At 71.2% G+C, this 18,500-nt stretch carries 19 protein-coding genes and 1 pseudogene; 13 read left to right on the top strand and 7 right to left on the bottom strand.

The genetic code is table 11. The features are described 5' to 3' along the window. Nucleotides 1-251: 251 nt before the first annotated feature. Nucleotides 252-665 (bottom strand): MerR family transcriptional regulator, encoded by a 414-nt coding sequence (locus ACIQMX_RS31385; RefSeq protein WP_363067277.1) that lies wholly within the window; start codon nt 663-665, stop codon nt 252-254. Between the two features lie 107 nt (nt 666-772). On the opposite strand from ACIQMX_RS31385, the gene ACIQMX_RS31380 reads away from it, so the two are divergent. Continuing rightward, entirely contained in the window at nt 773-1,822 is a 1,050-nt protein-coding gene (locus ACIQMX_RS31380) for an aldo/keto reductase (protein WP_402483122.1), read from the top strand. Nucleotides 1,823-1,905: 83 nt separating this feature from the next. Here ACIQMX_RS31380 and ACIQMX_RS31375 read toward each other — a convergent pair whose 3' ends face one another. Next, on the bottom strand, nt 1,906-2,892 hold the full coding sequence (locus ACIQMX_RS31375) for an aldo/keto reductase (protein ID WP_363067279.1): 987 nt from the start codon (nt 2,890-2,892) through the stop codon (nt 1,906-1,908). A 178-nt stretch (nt 2,893-3,070) separates the two neighbouring features. Between ACIQMX_RS31375 and ACIQMX_RS31370 the strand changes: the two genes are divergently transcribed. Then, entirely contained in the window at nt 3,071-3,865 is a 795-nt protein-coding gene (locus ACIQMX_RS31370) for an SAM-dependent methyltransferase (protein ID WP_402483118.1), read from the top strand. Next, entirely contained in the window at nt 3,862-4,692 is an 831-nt protein-coding gene (locus ACIQMX_RS31365) for an alpha/beta fold hydrolase (protein ID WP_402483116.1), read from the top strand. Before ACIQMX_RS31370 ends, ACIQMX_RS31365 begins: the two co-directional genes overlap by 4 nt. Here ACIQMX_RS31365 and ACIQMX_RS31360 read toward each other — a convergent pair. Then, nucleotides 4,689-5,171: a GNAT family N-acetyltransferase gene (locus ACIQMX_RS31360; RefSeq protein ID WP_363067282.1), complete on the bottom strand. Its 483-nt coding sequence runs from the start codon at nt 5,169-5,171 to the stop codon at nt 4,689-4,691. The genes ACIQMX_RS31365 and ACIQMX_RS31360 overlap by 4 nt on opposite strands. A gap of 49 nt (nt 5,172-5,220) precedes the next feature. Between ACIQMX_RS31360 and ACIQMX_RS31355 the strand changes: the two genes are divergently transcribed. Continuing rightward, nucleotides 5,221-6,036, top strand: coding sequence for an exodeoxyribonuclease III (locus ACIQMX_RS31355; protein WP_363067283.1), 816 nt, complete (start codon nt 5,221-5,223; stop codon nt 6,034-6,036). 119 nt (nt 6,037-6,155) lie between these two features. Here the strand turns inward: ACIQMX_RS31355 and ACIQMX_RS31350 are convergent, their stop codons facing one another. Next, entirely contained in the window at nt 6,156-6,791 is a 636-nt protein-coding gene (locus ACIQMX_RS31350) for a MerR family transcriptional regulator (RefSeq protein WP_402483234.1), read from the bottom strand. Nucleotides 6,792-6,985: 194 nt separating this feature from the next. Between ACIQMX_RS31350 and ACIQMX_RS31345 the strand changes: the two genes are divergently transcribed. From ACIQMX_RS31345 to ACIQMX_RS31315, 7 genes are all read left to right on the top strand, one after another. Continuing rightward, nucleotides 6,986-8,539, top strand: a complete 1,554-nt coding sequence (locus ACIQMX_RS31345; protein ID WP_402483112.1) for a flavin-containing monooxygenase — start codon at nt 6,986-6,988, stop codon at nt 8,537-8,539. Next, nucleotides 8,536-9,450, top strand: coding sequence for an alpha/beta fold hydrolase (locus ACIQMX_RS31340; RefSeq protein WP_402483109.1), 915 nt, complete (start codon nt 8,536-8,538; stop codon nt 9,448-9,450). The genes ACIQMX_RS31345 and ACIQMX_RS31340 overlap by 4 nt, the downstream gene beginning before the upstream one ends. Then, nucleotides 9,447-10,358: an SDR family oxidoreductase gene (locus ACIQMX_RS31335; RefSeq protein ID WP_363067286.1), complete on the top strand. Its 912-nt coding sequence runs from the start codon at nt 9,447-9,449 to the stop codon at nt 10,356-10,358. The genes ACIQMX_RS31340 and ACIQMX_RS31335 overlap by 4 nt, the downstream gene beginning before the upstream one ends. A gap of 88 nt (nt 10,359-10,446) precedes the next feature. Continuing rightward, a complete protein-coding gene (locus ACIQMX_RS31330; RefSeq protein ID WP_402483106.1) occupies nt 10,447-10,677 on the top strand; it encodes a hypothetical protein in 231 nt (76 codons plus the stop codon). A gap of 246 nt (nt 10,678-10,923) precedes the next feature. Continuing rightward, nucleotides 10,924-11,937, top strand: a complete 1,014-nt coding sequence (locus ACIQMX_RS31325) for a hypothetical protein (protein WP_402483103.1) — start codon at nt 10,924-10,926, stop codon at nt 11,935-11,937. Next, complete coding sequence (locus ACIQMX_RS31320; RefSeq protein ID WP_402483101.1) at nt 11,925-13,205, top strand: S8 family peptidase; 1,281 nt, start codon at nt 11,925-11,927, stop codon at nt 13,203-13,205. The genes ACIQMX_RS31325 and ACIQMX_RS31320 overlap by 13 nt, the downstream gene beginning before the upstream one ends. A 109-nt stretch (nt 13,206-13,314) precedes the next feature. Further along, nucleotides 13,315-14,988 carry a tetratricopeptide repeat protein gene (locus ACIQMX_RS31315; protein WP_402483098.1) on the top strand — a complete coding sequence of 558 codons (1,674 nt, stop codon included), beginning with the start codon at nt 13,315-13,317 and terminating at the stop codon, nt 14,986-14,988. Between the two features lie 56 nt (nt 14,989-15,044). Here ACIQMX_RS31315 and ACIQMX_RS31310 read toward each other — a convergent pair whose 3' ends face one another. Further along, the gene (locus ACIQMX_RS31310; protein WP_363067291.1) at nt 15,045-15,248 is read right to left on the bottom strand and encodes a DUF397 domain-containing protein; all 204 of its coding nucleotides are present in this window, start codon (nt 15,246-15,248) and stop codon (nt 15,045-15,047) included. After that, on the bottom strand, nt 15,229-16,080 hold the full coding sequence (locus tag ACIQMX_RS31305; RefSeq protein ID WP_402483095.1) for a helix-turn-helix domain-containing protein: 852 nt from the start codon (nt 16,078-16,080) through the stop codon (nt 15,229-15,231). The genes ACIQMX_RS31310 and ACIQMX_RS31305 overlap by 20 nt, the downstream gene beginning before the upstream one ends. A gap of 118 nt (nt 16,081-16,198) precedes the next feature. Here ACIQMX_RS31305 and ACIQMX_RS31300 point away from each other — a divergent pair, with 118 nt between their 5' ends. Together ACIQMX_RS31300 and ACIQMX_RS31295 are read left to right on the top strand one after the other, a co-directional pair. Next, nucleotides 16,199-16,417 (top strand): hypothetical protein, encoded by a 219-nt coding sequence (locus ACIQMX_RS31300; RefSeq protein ID WP_363067293.1) that lies wholly within the window; start codon nt 16,199-16,201, stop codon nt 16,415-16,417. Next, nucleotides 16,414-16,866 (top strand): ATP-binding protein, encoded by a 453-nt coding sequence (locus tag ACIQMX_RS31295; protein ID WP_402483092.1) that lies wholly within the window; start codon nt 16,414-16,416, stop codon nt 16,864-16,866. The genes ACIQMX_RS31300 and ACIQMX_RS31295 overlap by 4 nt, the downstream gene beginning before the upstream one ends. Before the next feature lie 250 nt (nt 16,867-17,116). Here the strand turns inward: ACIQMX_RS31295 and ACIQMX_RS31290 are convergent. Continuing rightward, nucleotides 17,117-18,130, bottom strand: a pseudogene (locus ACIQMX_RS31290) (MarR family transcriptional regulator). Nucleotides 18,131-18,500 lie beyond the last annotated feature (370 nt).

Below are 18,500 nucleotides of genomic sequence, written 5' to 3'. Positions count from 1 at the left end.
CGTACCCCCTTCCGCAGGTGCGCTGGGAAACGATCACTTCCCTACCGGGAAGGGGTCTTGAACGGGGAGGTTGCCCTGCTGGCCAGTGGTACTCGTGAACACCCCGCCGCAGCAACTGTTCTTGAGTCAGCTCAGGAAGAGTTCACAAGATCCCGTCCGATCTGATTGATCGGGCGGGATCTTGGCGTTTCCGGGGGCATCGGGAGACCTGGGGTACGCGAGGAGCGCTCCGGGCCGCCAGGTTTCCCGGTTCAGGCAGGACCGTGGCACTGCTCGGCGGCGTCGCCCTGGTCGACCAGGTCCTCGTACACCCCGACCTTGAACGTGATCAGGTCCAGGGACTCGGTGAGCCGGCTGATCCGGTCCGTGACCCGCTCCTGGTGCTCGCGCATGAGCGCGAGCCGTTCCTCCGCGTTGCCGGCGCCCTCCCGGACGAGCTCGGTGTAGCGGCGGAGCACGGTCAGGGGCATGCCGGAGGCGCGGAGGATGATGCAGACCGTCAGCCAGTCCACATCGTCCTGGTCGTAGACCCGGCGTCCGCCGGACCCGCGCCGCACGGCGTTGACGAAGAGGCCCTCCTGCTCGTAGAAGCGCAGGGCGTGAACGCTCAGACCGGTGCGTTCGGCGACCTGTCCGATGCTCAGAATCGTGGGGACCTCGACCATGCCGCTCAGGGTAATGGGTTGATCTAGAGGGGGCTCTAGTTCCTAGGGTTCCTCGTGCGGCCGACGCTTGTGTCGCCTGCGTGATCGGCTAGTAGGGGAGCACCACCATGCGCTATCGCCCGCTCGGCAGAACCGGCATCGAGGTCAGCGTCCACTGCCTGGGGACCATGATGTTCCAGGACGGATTCAACTCCGATCACGAGGACTGCGCCCGCATCATCCACACCGCCCTCGACCAGGGCATCAACTTCGTCGACACCGCCGACATGTACGGGCAGGGCGAGTCCGAGGAGATCGTGGGCAAGGCGTTGCGAGGACGCCGTGACGACGTAGTGCTCGCCACCAAGGTCCACTTCCCGATGGGTGAGGGTCCCAACCGAGGCGGGAACTCCCGGCGTTGGATCCTCAAGGCGGTCGAGGACAGCCTCCGGCGCCTGGACACCGACTGGATCGACCTCTATCAGATCCACTTCCCCGACCACACCACCGACATCGAGGAGACCCTCTCCGTCCTCGACGACCTCGTGCGCCAGGGGAAGATCCGGTCGTTCGGCTGCTCGAACTACCAGGCCGAGGAGATCGTCGAGGCGCACCACGCCTCCGCGCGCCGCGGCCTGGGGCGCTTCCGCACCGATCAGCCGCCCTACTCGATCCTGGCCCGGGGCATCGAGTCCTCGCTCCTGCCGGTCTGCGAGCGCTACGGCATGGGCGTACTGGTCTGGAGCCCTCTGGCCTTCGGGTTCCTCACCGGCAAGCACCGCAAGGACAGGCCCTCGGATCTGACGACCGGACGGGCCGCGATCCGGCCGGCGAACTTCGATCCCGCGATCGCCGCGAACGCCGCCAAGTTCGACGCCGTGGAGCAGCTCGTCGAACTCGCGGAAAGCATCGGCTGCACCCTGCCCCAGCTCGCGGTGGCCTTCACCGTGGCCCACCCGGCCGTCACCTCGGCCATCATCGGACCGCGGACGATGCAGCAGCTGGAAGGCCTGCTCAAGGGCGCCGCGCTCACCCTGGACGATGCGACCCTCGACCGGATCGACGCCATCGTGCCGCCCGGGACGAACCTGTACAACCCCGCCGTCTCGTTCCCGGCGCGCTCGCTGACCGAGACGGCCCTGCGCCGCCGCCCGCTCGACGGGCGCGCCGCGGCCTGAGGTCTGCGGCCGGATGCCGGGTCCGGGTCCGGAGTTCACCGGACCCGTCAGGAGAGAGGTCCTTCGGACGCGGGCCGCCGTCCTCAGTGCGCCCCGTCCAGCCGCGCCCGCTGCTCGTCCGTCAGTTCCAGGTCCACCGCCGCCAGGTTCTCCTTCAGCTGCGCCACCGACGAAGCCCCGGCCAGCGGGATCACGGGCAGCGGGCCGCCGATCTGCCAGGCCAGGACGACCTGGTTGACGCTCGCCCCCGTCTCGGCCGCGACCTCGCGCAGGACCGCGAGACGGGCGGGGGTGCCGGGGTGGTCGTAGTCCTGGGGGAGCGGTTTGTCCGGGCGGGTGTACGCGCCGGCGAGCAGCGGGGAGTAGGCGACCAGGGTCAGGTCCTGCTCGGCGCGCAGGTAGCTGAGGAGTTCGGGCCCGGCATGGCCCAGGCTGCCGTCCTCGAAGAGGGGGCTGGGGACGTCGAACCGGGGGCGGAGGTGGCTGTGCTGGTACTGGAGGACCTGGTAGCCGGGCAGTCCGGCGGCGGCCGCGAGTGCCCGGGCGCGCTCCACCCGCCAGATGGCATGGTTGCTGGCACCCAGCAGCCCGACCGTACCGGCCGCGCTCAGTTCCCCGAGCGCTTCGACCGTTTCGGCGAGCGGGACGGTGCGGTCCTCGATGTGGGCGTAGAGCAGGTCGAGCCGTTCCACCCCGAGGCGTTCGCGGCTGCGCTCGACGGCCTCGTGGACCGCCTTCGCCGACAGGCCCTCCGGGTTGTCGACGAACCCGGTGCCCGGGGCGAGCGGTTCGGCGCCCAGCTTGGTGGCGATGACGATCTCGTCCCCGACACCACGGCTGCGCCGCCATGCGCCGAGCAGGCGCTCGCTCTGGCCGCCGAGGCCGCCCTCGACCCAGTACGCGTAGTTGTCGGAGGTGTCGATGAACGTGCCGCCGGCCTCGGCGAAGTGGTCCAGGATCGCGAACGAGGTCTTCTCGTCGGTGACCGATCCGAAGAGCATGGCGCCGAGCGCGAGGACGCTCACCTCGCGGCGGGTGGCGGGATCTGTGCCGATGGTGCGGTACTTCATGACGTTCCCCTCCGGTTCCGGCCACCGTCCTGCGGTGGCCGCGGAGTTGAGTGTGCGTGTTGAAGTGCACTTCAACGCAAGGGTGTTGAAATGAGTCGGCCGCAGTGAGCGATCGCCGACAGCCCTTAGGCTGAGGCATTGACCCGACGTTGAGACTCTCCGCATCGAGGAGCGGCCCGTGACGGCAGGTACACCCGGACCCCAGCCCCCGATCGACACCAGCAGGCCGCATCCCGCCCGCGTCTACGACTGGTTCCTGGGCGGCAAGGAGAACTATCCGGCGGACCGGAGCTTCGGGCAGACGCTGCCGGAGGAGACGCGCGGCAACGCCGCACGCAACCGGGCGTTCATGCACCGGTCCTCCGCCTGGCTGGCGCGTGCCGGGATCGACCAGTTCCTGGACATCGGCGCCGGCATCCCCACCGAACCCAACCTCCACCAGATCGTCCAGGCGGTCACGCCCGCCGCCCGGGTCGTCTACGCGGACCACGACCCGATCGTCCTGCGGCACGCGGAGACTCTCCTCGTGAGCGCCCCCGAAGGGGCCACCGACTACCTCCACGCCGATGTGCGGGAGCCGGAGGCGATCCTTGAACAGGCGGTCGGGCTCCTGGACTTCGACCGGCCCATCGCCCTCTCGCTCAACGCACTGATGCATTTCCTGCCGGACGACCAGAACCCGTACGGCATCACCCGCACCCTGGTCGACGCGCTGCCCAACGGCAGTTACCTGGCCCTCTCGCACGGCACCGCCGACCAGCACCCGGAGCTGAGGCAGGAGACCGAGAAGGCGTACAGGAAGGGTGCCATCGCGCTTCAGATGCGTACGCGGGCCGAGGTCGAGCGGTTCTTCGAGGGGCTGGAGCTCGTCGAGCCGGGGCTCGTCACGGCGACCGAGTGGTATCGCGAGGAGCCGGTGCCGGTCGTCGAGCGCAGTGGCTTCTACGTGGGGGTCGGGCGGGTGGTCCGGTGAGTGGCGGGTTCACGGCGGACGACGGCACCCTGCTCGCGTACGACGACCAGGGACCCGCCGGTGAACTGCCGCCCGTCGTCCTCGTCCACGGGCACCCGTTCGACCGGACCATGTGGCAGCCGCAGGTCACCGCGCTCGTCGCGGCCGGGTACCGGGTGGTCGTGCCCGACCTGCGGGGGTACGGCGAGAGCGGTGTCGTCCCGGGGCGGACCCTCTTCGAGGTCTTCGCCGCGGACATCGCCGCGCTGCTGGACCACCTCGGCATCGGGCGGGCCGTGGTCGGCGGGGTGTCCATGGGCGGGCAGATCGCCATGGAGTTCCACCGCTCCCATCCGGACCGGGTGGCGGCGCTGGTCCTGGCCGACACCTCACCGGTCGCCGAGACCGAGGACGGCAAGGCGTTCCGCAACCGTCTCGCCGACCGGCTGCTCGCCGAGGGAATGGGCGGGTACGCGGACGAGGTCATCGACAAGATGCTGGCGCCGTACAACGTCACCGGGCTGCCGGACGTCGCCGCGCATGTGCTGGGCATGATGCGCGACACCGCTCCGGAGGGCGCGGCCGCCGCGTTGCGGGGCCGGGCTGAGCGGACCGACTACCGCGACTCGCTGGCCGGTGCCGGGGTGCCGGTCCTCGTCGTCGTGGGCGCGGACGACGTCTACACACCCGTCGCGGAGGCCCGGGCACTGCACGGGCTGATTCCGGGCGCGGAACTGGTCGTGGTCGAGGAGGCCGGGCACCTGCCCGGCCTGGAGCGGCCCGAGGCGTTCAACGGCGCGGTGGTGCGGTTCCTGGCGGGCGTGGGCCGGGGGCAGGGGCAGGGCTAGGGCTGGAGCGGCTTCGCGTAGCAGCGGCTGCTGTCGTACGTCCGGTAGTGGCCGAACTTCTCGCAGGGTGCGTAGCCGCTGGAGAGGTACAGCGCGATCGCCTCGGGCTGCTGGTCACCGGTCTCCAGCACCATGCGGGTACGGCCCGCCGCCCGGGCGTCGGCCTCCAGGGCGGCCAGGATGCGGCGGGCCAGGCCCTGGCCGCGTCCCTCGGGTATCACGAACATCCGCTTGAGCTCGGCGTCACCGTCCGAGTAGCCCTGGTCGTTGCGCTCCTGCGAGCGCCAGCCGCCGGTGGCGACCGGGCGGTCCGACGCGTCGTATGCGAGCAGATACAGCCCGTGCGGCGGGTCGAACATCGTGGCGTCCAGCGGTGTGATGTCGCCCTCGTCCCCGTAACGCTCGGCGTATTCGAGCTGCACCTGGTCGTTGAGTTTGACGGCATCGGGGTGATCGTAAGGGCGTTGCTGGATATTCATGCGAATCATGGTACATGTATGCGATCGACTGGGTCGGTATCGTGCCGGAATGCTCACCGTTACCAGCGTAAATGTGAACGGACTCCGTGCCGCCGCCAAGAAGGGCTTCGTCGAGTGGCTGGCGCAGACCGATGCCGATGTGATCTGCCTCCAGGAGGTGCGGGCCGAGCCGCAGCAGCTGCCCGACGAGGTGCGTGAGCCCGAGGGCTGGCACACCGTCCACGCGCCGGCCGCCGCCAAGGGCCGGGCCGGGGTCTCGCTCTACTCCCGCCGGGCGCCCGAGCGCGTACAGATCGGCTTCGGCGCATTCGGCGACGAGGGCGGCGAGGAGTTCGACGCGAGCGGCCGGTACGTCGAGATCGACCTCCCGGGCGTCACGGTCGCGAGCCTCTACCTGCCCTCGGGCGAGGTCGGCACGGACAAGCAGGACGAGAAGGAGCGCTTCATGGCGGCCTTCCTGCCCTACCTCGTGGGCCTGAAGGCGCGGGCGGCCGCCGATGGCCGTGAGGTCGTGGTGTGCGGCGACTGGAACATCGCGCACCGGGAGGCCGACCTGAAGAACTGGAAGGCCAACAGGAAGAGCTCCGGCTTCCTCCCCGAGGAGCGGGAGTGGCTGACCCGGGTCTTCGAGGAGGCCGCGTACGTCGACGTCGTGCGCGCCCTGAACCCGGACGTGGAGGGGCCGTACTCGTGGTGGTCCTACCGCGGGCGCGCCTTCGACAACGACACGGGCTGGCGCATCGACTACCAGGTGGCGACGCCCGGTCTGGCCGGGCGCGCCGTGAAGGCCCTGGTCGAGCGGGCCGCGACGCACGGGGAGCGGTGGAGCGACCACGCGCCGGTGACGGTGGTGTACGAGCGGTAGGACGCGGTACGGGTCGCGTCGGCGGGGCCGTGGCGGGTCTGCCCGGCGCCCGGCGGTGCGGGTCGCGTCGGCGGGGTCGTGGCGGCCCCGTCCGCCCCGCCCCGGCGCCGCGGCCGCGCCTACGGCTGCGGCGGGTCCGTCTCGCGGCGCAGCCGCCGGTCCAGGGCCATCGAGAGTTCCGCGTCCACCACCGCGCGGGCCAGCGGGCGCAGTTGGGGTGGTTCGGCCTCCGTGCTGTGGGCGCGCAGGGTCGTGACGAAGAGGTCGGCCAGGGCGTCCGCGTGCTCGCGGACCCGGCGGCCGGAGGCGAGCACCTCGGCGAGCGGGACTCCTTCGCGTACGAGCTCGGCCGACACCTCCAGCAGACGGCGGCTGATGTGGACGATCTCGTCGCCGTCCGTGCCGAGGTAGCCGAGCTCCATGGCCGTCGCCAGGTTCTCCGGCGTCGAGTCGTCCTTGAAGTAGTCCGCCAGCTGCTCGGGTGTGAGCCGGACCGGGGTCTCCTCGGTCGGTTCGCCCAGGCCCAGCACCTCGGCGACATCGCGGCCGCTCTCGAAGGTGCGGGCCAGGTCGGCGATCCCGGTGAGGGTGTGGCCGCGCTCCAGCAGGCCGGCGATGGTGCGCAGCCGGGCCAGATGGTGGTCGTCGTACCAGGCGATGCGGCCCTCGCGCCGCGGCGGCGAGATCAGGCCGCGCTCCCGGTAGAAGCGCAGGGTGCGGACGGGGATCCCGGCCTCCTTGGCCAGCTCCTCCATGCGGTATTCGCGGTGCTCGTGTCCTTCTGCCACCTCCGCACCCTACCGGCCCCCTTCCCGGGCGGGTGGCATGTTGTACCGCCGGTAACTTTCCCTCGCCGGACCCCTACCCATCAGTACGAAGCTCCTCTACTCTCCCAACCATGCCAGTGATTGCTGGCGGAGTTGTGGAACGTACCGCAGGAGGCGGCAGCATGGCCGAGCACGAACATGTACGCGTGGCGGTGATCGGATCCGGGTTCGGAGGCCTGGGGGCCGCCGCCCGGCTGCGCCGCGAGGGCATCACCGACTTCGTGGTCCTGGAACGGGCCGGTTCGGTCGGTGGCGCCTGGCGCGACAACACCTACCCGGGCTGCGCCTGCGACGTACCGTCCCACCTCTACTCGTTCTCCTTCGCGCCCAACCCCGAGTGGCCGCGCACGTTTTCCGGGCAGGAGCACATCCGTGCCTACCTGGAGCACGTCGCGGACACCTTCGGACTCCGGCCGCACATCAGGCTGAACCACGAGGTGAGCCGGGCGCGCTGGGACGGCGATGAGCTGAACTGGGTCATCGAGACCGTGAACGGCGCCACGATCGTCGCCGACGTCGTCGTCTCGGCGACCGGCCCGCTCTCCGACCCGAAGATGCCCGACATACCGGGGCTCGCCGGCTTCCCCGGCAAGGTCTTCCACTCCGCCCGCTGGGACCACGACGCCGACCTCGACGGCAAGCGCGTCGCGATGATCGGCACCGGCGCCTCCGCCATCCAGATCGTGCCGTCCATCCAGCCCCGCGTCGGCAAGCTGACGCTCTTCCAGCGCACCGCGCCCTGGGTCATGCCCCGCATGGACCGGCAGATCAGCGGCGCCGAGCGCTGGCTGCACCGCAAGCTCCCCGTCACCGGCACGGCCCGCCGCGGACTGCTCTGGGGCATAAGGGAGTTGCAGGTCGGCGCCTTCACCAAGCACCCGAACCAGCTGGGCCTGGTCGAGGGGGTGGCGAAGGCCAACATGGCCCGGGCGATCAAGGACCCGGCGCTGCGGGCCAAGCTGACCCCCTCGTACCGCATCGGCTGCAAGCGCATCCTGCTCTCCAGCGCCTACTACCCGGCGCTCGCCCGGCCCAACGTCGACGTGGTCGCCTCCGGTCTCAGCGAGGTGCGCGGCTCCACGGTCGTGGCGTCCGACGGTACGGAGGCCGAGGTCGACGCGATCATCTTCGGCACCGGCTTCCACGTCACCGACGTGCCGATCGCCGACCGGGTGGTGGGCGCGGACGGCATCACGCTCGCCGATGCCTGGAAGGACGGCATGGAGGCGCTGCGCGGCACGAGCGCGGCCGGCTTCCCCAACTGGATGACGATCATCGGCCCCAACACCGGGCTCGGCAACTCCTCCATGATCCTGATCATCGAGGCCCAGCTGAACTACCTGGCCGACTACATGAGGCAGTTGAACGTGCTGGGCGGCCGCGTCGCGCTCGACGCCCGGCCCTCGGCCGTCGGGGCCTGGACCCGCCATGTCCAGGAGCGGATGAAGCGTACGGTCTGGAAGACCGGCGGCTGCGACAGCTGGTACCTGGATGCCAGCGGGCGCAACACCACGTCCTGGCCCGGCACCACCGCCGAGTTCCGCAAGGTGACGCGGAGGGTCGACATCACGGAGTACCAGGTCATACGGGCGAAGGCGGCGCAGGACGCGGAGAAGTCCGTCGCCGTCACCGCTGTCACCGCTGCCACCGCTGTCGCCGAGGAGGTGGCGCGATGAGCCTGCCGCTGCCCGTACGGGAGTTGATGGCCGTCTCCGCCGACGGCTCCCGCGTCCACGTCGAGGTGCACGGCCAGGACGGCGCCCCGGCCGTGGTCCTCGCCCACGGCTGGACCTGCAGCACCCGCTTCTGGGACGCCCAGATCCGGGACCTCGCCGTGGACCACCGCGTCATCGCCTATGACCAGCGCGGCCACGGTGCCTCGCCGTCGGCGGAGCGCGGGGGCTACAGCACCGAGGCGCTGGCCGACGACCTCGAAGCGGTCCTCGCCGCCACCCTCGCGCCGGGGGAGAAGGCCGTGCTGGCCGGTCACTCCATGGGCGGCATGACGATCATGTCCGCCTCGCGCCGGGCCGGGCTGCGCGAGCACGCGGCCGCCGCCCTGCTGTGCAGTACGGGCAGCTCCCGGCTGACCGCGGAGTCCCTCGTCGTGCCGATGCGGCCCGGCGGCGTGCGGACCAGGATGACGCGTGCGATCCTCGGGGCGCGGGCACCGCTGGGACCGGTCACGCCGGTCTCCCGCCGGATCCTCAAGTACGCGACGATGGGAGCGGGTTCGGCCCCGGACCGGGTCGACGCCTGCGCACGGATCGTGCACGGATGCCCACGGGCGGCCCGGGTCGCCTGGGGGCACGTGCTCGCGGACCTCGATCTCGACGAGGGCGTACGGGAGTTGAGGGTCCCCACCGCGGTGATCGCGGGTACGGAGGACCGGCTGACCCCGCCCGTCCACGCCCGGGCGCTCGCGGCGGCGCTGCCCGGCTGTCTCGGTCTCACCGAGCTGGCGGGCATGGGCCACATGACACCGGTCGAGGCGCCGGAGTTCGTCACGGCGAAGATCCGGGAACTGGTGACCGCGTACCTCCCGGTACGGGGGGTCCGCATCGACGACACGGAGGAGGCCGTATGAGCGGCAGCGGAAGGCGCAGTCTCGAAGGACAGGTCGTCGTCGTCACGGGCGCGGCGCGCGGTGTGGGCGAGCTGCTGGCGCGCAAGCTCTCCGCGCGGGGCGCGAAGCTGGCGCTGGTCGGCCTGGAGCCCGACGAGCTGAAGAAGGTCTCCGAGCGGCTGCACGGGGACAGCGACCACTGGCACGCGGACGTCACCGACCACGAGGCGATGGCGCGGGTCGCGCAGGAGGTCAAGGAGCGCTTCGGGAAGGTCGACATAGTCGTCGCCAACGCGGGCGTCGCCTCGGGCGGGCCGTTCGTCGACTCCGACCCCGTGGCCTGGCGGCGGGTGATCGAGGTCAACCTGATCGGCGGCGCGGTGACCGGCCGGGCGTTTCTGCCGGTCCTGATGGAGAGCCGCGGCTACTTCCTCCAGATCGCCTCGCTCGCCGCGCTGACGCCGGCGCCCATGATGACGGCGTACTGCGCCTCCAAGTCGGGCGTCGAGGCGTTCGCGCACAGCCTGCGGGCGGAGGTCGGCTACCGGGGTGTGAAGGTCGGCGTCGGCTACCTCTCCTGGACCGACACCGACATGGTGCGCGGCGCGGACGAGGACGACGTGATGCGGGAGCTGCGCCAGCGGCTGCCGTGGCCGTCCAACCGCACGTACCCGCTGGGCCCGGCCGTCGACCGCATCGTGGCCGGCATCGAGCGGCGCTCCCCGCATGTGTACGCCCAGTGGTGGCTGCGCGGGATGCAGTCCGTGCGCGGCTACCTGCCCTCGCTGATCGGCGTGGTCGGCCAGCGGGAGATGAAGCGCTTCGGCCCCCGGCTGGAGGGGGTCGGCAAGGGACTCGTGGGCGCCGGAGGCGCGGCTGACCAGGACGAACGTGAGTCGCGACGGGCATCGAGCACACAGCGTAAGTGATCGAAATGCGTTGGATGTCCGGTCGTGTAACTCTGGTCGAGGCCCCGACGGGGCCATCCCCACGCACCCCCACATAGGAGTGAACAGCATGGGCATCGCCGACCAGTTCAAGGACAAGGCGCAGGAGCTTGCCGACCAGGGTCAGAAGAAGATGAAGGACGGCAAGGGTCAGGGCCAGCGTCAGGGCCAGGGCCAGCGCCAGGGGCAGGGCCAGGACCGTCGCCAGGAGGCGACCGACCGGGCCCGCCAGGCGTCCGAGCAGGGTCGTGACCGCGCCCAGGGTGCGGCGGACGACATGCGGGAGCGCTTCGACCGTTGATGTCGCGCTTCTGAGCGTCGCGTGCTGAAGGGCGCGCCCGGTTCGTCCGGGCGCGCCCTTTCGCGTCTCGGCGTGCGGTGGGGCCGACCCCCGGTCCGTGCGCGCCGAGGTACCCGACTGACCAGTAGCGACCTGGCAACTCAAGCGCTTTCCCGATCACTTAGGATGCGATCCCCGTCGGCCGGACGCCCGCTCATCGCTGCAGGTGAGCGAATCCCGGCAGACCTCAACGAGGGGGATCAGCGCGTGTCATCCCAATCCGCCCCACCACCGTGGCAGCCGGGGCCGCCCCAGGCGTATCCGCCCCAGCAACCGGCTGCCGCCCCGCCGCAGCCGGGCGGATACTATCCGCCGCCGCAGTACGGCGCCGGTTACGCCCCGCCGCCTCAACCCGGCAACGGGTACGCCCTGCCGCCTCAACCCGGCACGGGGCATCAGCAGATACCCGCCGCGCCCGGTCAATACCCCCAGCAGCACGTGGGGTTCGGCGCACCGCCTCCCGGTGGCCGGCGCCCCGGGCGGGCGGCCAGGGGCTGGGGGGCCGCCCTGATCGTGCTGGGTGTGTTCCCGCTGCTCGCCGGGCTGTTGGTGGTCGGGGTCGCCTTCTCCAACTCCAAGAGCGACGAGTTCAATCAGGAGTTCGCCGCCAAGAGCTGGCACAACCTCAGGTCGGACCAGATCTTTCCGGCGCATCTCGAGGACACCAGCATCATCCAGAAGAACACCGGCTGGACGCGGCAGGGCATCCTCGGCGACGGCTCCTGCGAGAAGAACCTGAAGGGCCCTTTCCGCGAGCAGGCCAAGACGGCGGGCTGCGTCCGGGTCATGGCCGCCACGTACGTGGATGACACGGGCAAGACCGCCGCCACGGTGGCGCTCGTTGTCACCCGCTCGTACAAGGACGCGGAAGCGCTGGCCGGCGAGTTCGAGAGCACCGTCGTGGACCGCAAGGCCAACGACCTGGTGGAGCCGCCCGTCCCGCCGCTCGCCGTGGCCAGGACTCCGGCCGCCGAGTGGCAGGCCTTCGGCGGCGCCGTCAGGGCGGTCGGCCTGAGTACCACCAGCGCGCCCTTCGTCGTGGCCGTCACGGCCGGACCGACGGACCTCAACCGCCACTACGGCAAGCTGCCCGGGGACTGGGAACACGAGGGGCCGCCCGAGGTCAGGGTCTTCCCGAAGATCGCCGACCATCTCGCGGGCATCTACAGCCGCTCGTTCCCGAACGTCATCGAAGGCAAGGAGAAGTCGTGGGGCGCCTGAGCAGGACGAGGCCGCAGCGGCCGGACGGGGCTCCGCGACAGAGCCGTCGGCCGCGCACGCTCCCCACGGCCCTGGCGGGCGGCCTCGCGGTCGCGCTGGTCGCCACCGCGCCGGGCACCGCAGCCGCCGCACCCGGCTGGGAGCAGCAGGCGATGTCGGTACCGGCGGCGCACGCCGTGAGCAAGGGGGGCGGGGTCACGGTCGCCGTCATCGACACCGGCATCCGCACAAGCCATCCGGTGCTCGCGGGCCGTGCCGAGAACGGCCCCGACTTCCTGGACGAGAACGACCAGGACGAGTCCTGGTACGGCAAGCACGGCACGGCCATGGCCTCGAACGTGCTGGACGTCGCGCCGGAGGCGAAGGTCCTGGGGCTGCGTGCCATTCGCGACGACGAGGACCCGAAGTACCAGACCTGGAAGGAGGCCATGCAGAAGGGCCCGGAGAGCGGGGACAACGCGAACTCCCTGCGGAACGCGATCAACTACGCCGTGGAGCAGCACGTCCGCGTCATCTCGATGTCACTCGGCGGCTCCAGCGCGTTCGCGAGCTACGAGAGCAGCGACGCCGACGCGATCCAGTACGCGCTCTCCAAGGGCATCACGGTGATCGCCTCCGCCGGGAACGACGGCGACATGAACGAGGTCGACGAGACCGGTAACGGTGGCGGCGAGAACAACCTCAGCTACCCGGCCGCCTACCCGGGGGTGCTCGCGGTGGCGGCAAGCCAACCGGGCGGCTCACGCGCCACGTTCTCCTCCGTCCACAACTACGTGGACGTCGCGGCGCCCGGCGTGGCCGTCAACAGCGCCGACCATATGGGCAGCGGCCGCGCTCCGGTGAACGGCACCTCGCCCGCCGCCGCGCTGACCGCCGGGGTCGCGGCGCTGCTGCTGTCGAAGTACCCGAAGCTGTCGCCCGCCCAGGTGACGGAGGTTCTCAAGAAGACGGCCTCGCACCCCTCGTCCTATTCGCCGCTCACCGGCTACGGGCAGATCGACGCCGCGGCCGCGCTGCGGGCCGCCGCGAAGGTGAAGGGCACCGGGACGATGGCGGTGGGCACCGCCACCTCCGGCACGCACTTCGGCCCGGGCGACGACGGCACGCCCGCGCGCACCGGGACCGGCATGGACAAGGGCTACCTGGGCCTGGCGGCGGGGCTCGGCGCGACGGGGCTGCTGGCGATGGCCGGCGGAATCCTGCTGCTGAGACGGGCACGCAGGAGCGGCCGGGCCGCGGCCGTGCCCGCCATGCCGCCGGCGTACTGACAGGACGGGCGGCCCGGTCCGCTTCGGGGCTGGGCCGCCCGGCCCCGAGCACCGGGCCCCAACGCCCGCCTGTTGAGAGGCACATGAGCGCGCCTGACACGATGCAGGCATGACGCAAGACATACAGGCCCGCGGTGAGGCGCTCGTCGCCGCCGCCCATGCCGGTGACAGCGAGGGCGCGCGACGGGGTACGGACTTCTTCGTGTTCGGGAAGCACATCGACGAAGGCATCCCGTACTGGGAACGGGCAGCGGCGGCGGGGGACGCCTTCTCGCACTACACCCTGGCCCGGTACCGGAAGGTCCGCGGCGACCGGCCGGCGGCGGACGCGCTCTACCGGGCCGTCGCCGAGCGGCACCCGGGCTGTGCGTACGGGCTCGGCGTGCTGCTGAGGGAGGACGGGGACCCGGAGGCCGCCGAGTGGCTCCGGCGGGGCTGGGAGGACGGGCGGAACCTGGACTGCAAGATCGAGCTCGGCAAGCTGATGGCGGCCGAGGGCCGGGTCGAGGAAGCGTCCGCGTTCCTGATGAGCGACACCGGGCTGGGCGACATCGCGGTCTTCCGCTGGTCCCAGCTCTTCGACTCGTTCAAGGCGGCGTTCGACGCCACGGCCACGGGCCTCGAAGCGGCCGAGGCCGACGAGGACGGGGAGGCCGCCGTGACGGCGGTCAAGCAGCTCTTCGCACTCGACAAGCACTTCGCGGACTACCCGGGACTGACCACCGAAGCCGACGCGCTCTACCGCCGGGCCTCCGCGCTCAGCGCCCGGGCGGGCCTGTACTACGCGATGTTCCTCACCGAGACCGGCGGCGAGGAGTCCTGGCCCCGGGCCCGCGACCTGCTGCTCCGGGCGCACGAGGACGGGTGCGACCAGGCGGCGGCGGCGCTCGGGATCGAGCACGAGCGGCGCGGCGAGCTGGAGGAGGCCGAGCGCGCCTACCTGCTCGCCGTCGACGCGGGCGAGGAACCGCCCAAGTGGAACCTCGCGATGCTGTGCAAGCGCCTGGCCCGGTACGACGAGGCCGAGGCCTGGTTCGCGGAGTTCGGCGACGACGACAAGGACGCCCTCCAGCAGCTCGCCCGGATCACCGCGCTCCGCGAGGGCGGTGCCGCCACCTCCGGCGAGGTGGACTTCCGCCTCCTGCCGGGGCTGCGCGAGCGGGCCGAGGCCGGGGACGCGCGGGCCGGGTACGAGTACGCGGCGATGCTCAACGACTGGCGCGGCAAGAACGCCCGCTACCTGCTGCCCTGGATGGAGCCCGCCGCCGAGGCGGGGGACGCCGAAGCGGCGTACGACGTGGCGGAGCTCTACGCGGACCTGCGCCGTTTCCCGCTGCGCGACGCGTGGCACCGCAGGGCCGCCGAGGGCGGGGACCACCACTCCTGCCACTACATGGGCTGGCTCTCCGAGCACCACCGCGACTACCAGGAGGCCGAGCGCTGGTACATGCGCGCGGCCGACGGCGGACTCCTGCTGGACTCCATGCTCGCGGGCAAGCTGAAGGCCCAGCGGGGCGCGTACACCGAGGCGGAGCCGTTCCTGCGTACCGCCTGGGAGGAGGGCGAAGGCTCCGCCTACTGGACGGAGGCCGCCGGCTACTACGGCCTCGTCCTGCACCGGCTCGGCCGCTCCGAGGAGGCGGTCGAACCGCTTGAGGAGGCCGTGGACCGGTGGGAGGAGGACGTGAGGTCCCGCTACGACCGCGACGACCTCGACCTCCTGTCCCGCATGGTCCGCCCGGAGAAGGTGCTGGAGGAGGTGGAGGCGGCCCTGTCGGCCTGACCTCCAGGTGGATGACGGCCCCGGTCCGACGGCACAGGGCCGGGGCGTCGCCGACGTCAGGGCGCCTTGACGGAAGCGATGAAGGGTGCCCAGGCCGTCGCGTGCACGAGGATCACGGGGCCGTGGGGGCGCTTGGAGTCGCGTACGGGGACGAGGCCGGGGTGGCCTTCGGCTACCTCTAGGCAGTTGCCGCCATCGCCGTTGCTGTAGCTGCTCTTGTGCCAGGTCGTAGCGCTGAGGTCAAGATCGGTGCTGGCCATGCCGGTACTCCTCAGCCGCTCTTTCGATCAGGGTGAGGGACGCCTCCGGCGGCAATGCGGCGGCCCTCAGGCGATCGTAGGCCTTGCGGTACCGCATCACGAGGACTGGATCATCGATGGTCTGGCCGTGATAGGGGCCCTCGGTGTAGAGCAGCGGTGGCTCGTCGTCAAAGTCCATGAGGAAGAGCGGCAGTTCGGTGAAGGCGCGGGTCGGTCCGTTCCACGGGAGGATCTGCGCAACGATGCGGCGGCGCCTTACCAGGGCGGCGATGTGGTCCAGTTGCTCGGCCATTTCCACAGGCGGGACGATGGAATGGTGCACCAGCGACTCGTGCAGGATCACCCAGTACTCGGGCCGCTTGGGGTCGTTGAAGAGCCTGGCTCGTCCCAGGCGGCCGTCGATCTTGGCTTCGACTTCCTCGGGTGTGTCCAATGAGTGCGCGGAGTCGATCAGGGCATGGGCGTACGCCCTGGTCTGAAGCAGTCCTGGGATCAGGGTGCCGGACCATTCCCCGATGGACCGGGCCCTCGCCTCGGCCTCCGTGATTTCAGCGAAGTACGCAGCGTGAGCACCCTGTCTGGCCTTCCGTACGTCTTCACAACGCCGCTGGAAGAACCCGTCCGTCCCCAGGACCCGGTCCACATGCTGCGCCAGTTCCATCGGCATCCGCCGATGCCCGTGCTCGATCTCGCTCAGGTACGTGATGCCGAAGAAGCTGCCGTCCGCCAGCTTCTCCAGGGTCAGGCCCGCTTCCTCCCGCTTGAAGCGCAACTCCTTCCCGTAGAACTGCGGGACTCCCGCCGATCCGTCGATCTCCTTGCGTGTGGCCACTGCGCCGACCGCCTTTCACGCTGTGCTCTGTGGAGCGGGAATCCCTTTCACCGTAGAGGTCCGTACGGCAGCGTGTGAGGCGTCCGTCACAGACAGCAACGAAAGGCGTACGCCCCTCATGGACGACTGGCAGCACGAGACGTACGACATCGGCGCGGACATCGACGCCCTGCGCGCCGCGCTCACCGCACACGGCATCACCCTGCCCTCCCTCGGCGTCGATCCCCTGACCCTCGCGGCCCGCACCACCCGCCCGCCGCTGATCGCGCTCGGCAACTGCAACGCGGCCACCGCACGCAAGCTGGCCGAGGCGCTGCGCCCGGTGGACGGAGGATGAGCGCGCTGCCGTTCGCGGTGGAACTGCTCGCCGTGCCGAAGGCGGTGCCGGAGGTACGACAAATACTGCGGGCCTGTTTCGTGGGTGCGGACACGGACGATCTGGCGCTCTGCGTTGCTGAGTTGCTGACGAACGTCATCGTGCATCTCGGCGAAGGGACCCCTGTCACGCTGCGCGTCAGCGGCACGCACACCGGCCGGATCCGAGCCGAGCTCAGCGATCCGACGCCTGGCGTCTGGCCGGCGCTCCGGTCGGCCGACGCCGCTGACGAGTCCGGGCGCGGGCTCCTGCTCATGGACGCGCTGGCGTTGCGATGGGGCGTGGAGCCGGGCCCGTACGGGAAAACGGTCTGGTGCGAGCTGCGGGCGCCGGGCCACCCATGTCCCGCCCAGGGCAGCGGGCCTCGCGGCACGCGGGTTCGAGGCCTCGCTGGTGGCGGTCGGACCTGATGCAGGCACCTGGGAGCACCCATATGCTGGCCGTGTACCGGCTGCCGGGCTCACGCGTGACGAGCGGGCGGGCGCCGATACGTCGAGCGGACGACCGTGCTCGCCGGAGCGACCACCTCGCTGGACGAGCCGTTCCCCGTGGAGATCGACCCGGCCGGCCTCACGCGGCAGTAGCCGCCCGTTCCGTCGCGGCGGCAGTGGCGTCGGCCAGAGGCGGTCAGGCGCCCGAGTCAACCGGTGGAGACCCTCCTCAGCGCAGCCTCAGCGTTTCGCGCAGCCGCTTCACCTGGGCCTGGATGTCGCGCTCGATGCCGGGCTCCTCGGTGGGCACCGGGCCGGCGTCGGAGGCCTGGGCGGGTTCGCGGCAGGGGCCGCACAAGCCGTCTCGGAATGCCCCGGCCCTGCCGGGCGCGCCGCAGTCGGTGCACTCGACCATGAGCCGGGGTGCGGAGCTGCCCGGCGCGGCCGGTTGTGGTGCAGCGGGTCGCTGGGGCGGGAGCTTGGTGATGAGGCGCTTCCTGACGAAGCCGCGCGGGGAGTCCACGGCCGGGGGCAGCCCGGCGGTGAGGGTGTGGACGAGGTAGTCGGCGTCCGCGCCGCGTGCGAACCACTCGGCGGCCAGCTCCTCCAGTTCCCGGCAGTCGTCCTCGGAGAGCCCCAGGCGTGTATCGGCGGGGCCCAGGCGGGTCAGGGCGAGGTAGGCGGGTGAGGCGGGTGACGCGTCCGTCGGGGCGGTGCGCTGTTGCGGTACGACCGGGGTGGGCAGGGGCTCCTCGGCGGCGGGCGCGGGCTCGGCCGGGACCCACGGCGGTGCGGGTGTGGGCGAGGAGGCCACCGGTTGCGGCAGGCGGTGGGTTGCTTCGGCGGCGAGGAAAGTGGCCCACCACTCGTTGTCGCGGGCCGTCCGCGACCAGAAGGTACGGGTGACCCAGCGGAGGTTGTCGCCGTCGCCGACCGCGCACCGCGCCTGGCGCAGGTGACCGGCCACGCCCAGGGCGCGCAGCGCGCTGCCGACGGCCATCTGCCCCTACAGGGGTTGGGACTTGGCGAGCGACTTGATGTTCATCGCCGCGCCCTCGGGGAGCCGGTCGACGAATCCGGCGATGTACCGCTCGCGCTCCGGCAGAAGCGCGAAGTCGTCCGTGCGGGGCGGGCGCTGGTCCGGGACGGAACGCTTGCCGTAGCCGGGGCTGGCCTTCGGGCACGCGGCCGCGGCCGGAACTGCGGGCGTCGGCAGGGCGGAGCTAAGGTTCGGGGTAGCCACGAGATCGTGTTTCCTTTGGTGTCGATCTTGGGTGAGACCCCGGCCGGTGCGTTCAACACCGCGTCGGGGTCGCTACGTCGGGGGCACCGTAAGCACTTGTGACGCTCTGCGGCAAGTCGGTCACAAACGGTCAGATCTGCTCGCCGTTACGGGTCAGGGGGGTAGGGAGGGTTTCCCCAACCTCCTTCTTCTACCTACCGGTTGTCAGGCATCGCTCGAATCTCGGGACTCGGAACCCGACGCTCGGATCCCGGGGTTCGAGACTCGGGCACAGCCCCCGTCGGATCCCCACGAACGAGTGAACAGGGCCCTTCGAAGCTCGAAGCCCGGGGCTCGAAGCCCGAGTCCCGAAGGTCGAATCTCGGGTCTC

The organism is Streptomyces sp. NPDC091416, assembly GCF_044756845.1.
Taxonomy (GTDB): Bacteria; Actinomycetota; Actinomycetes; order Streptomycetales; family Streptomycetaceae; genus Streptomyces.
The sequence above is the reverse complement of the archived record's forward strand: the minus strand, read 5'-3'. Positions and strand labels throughout refer to the sequence as shown.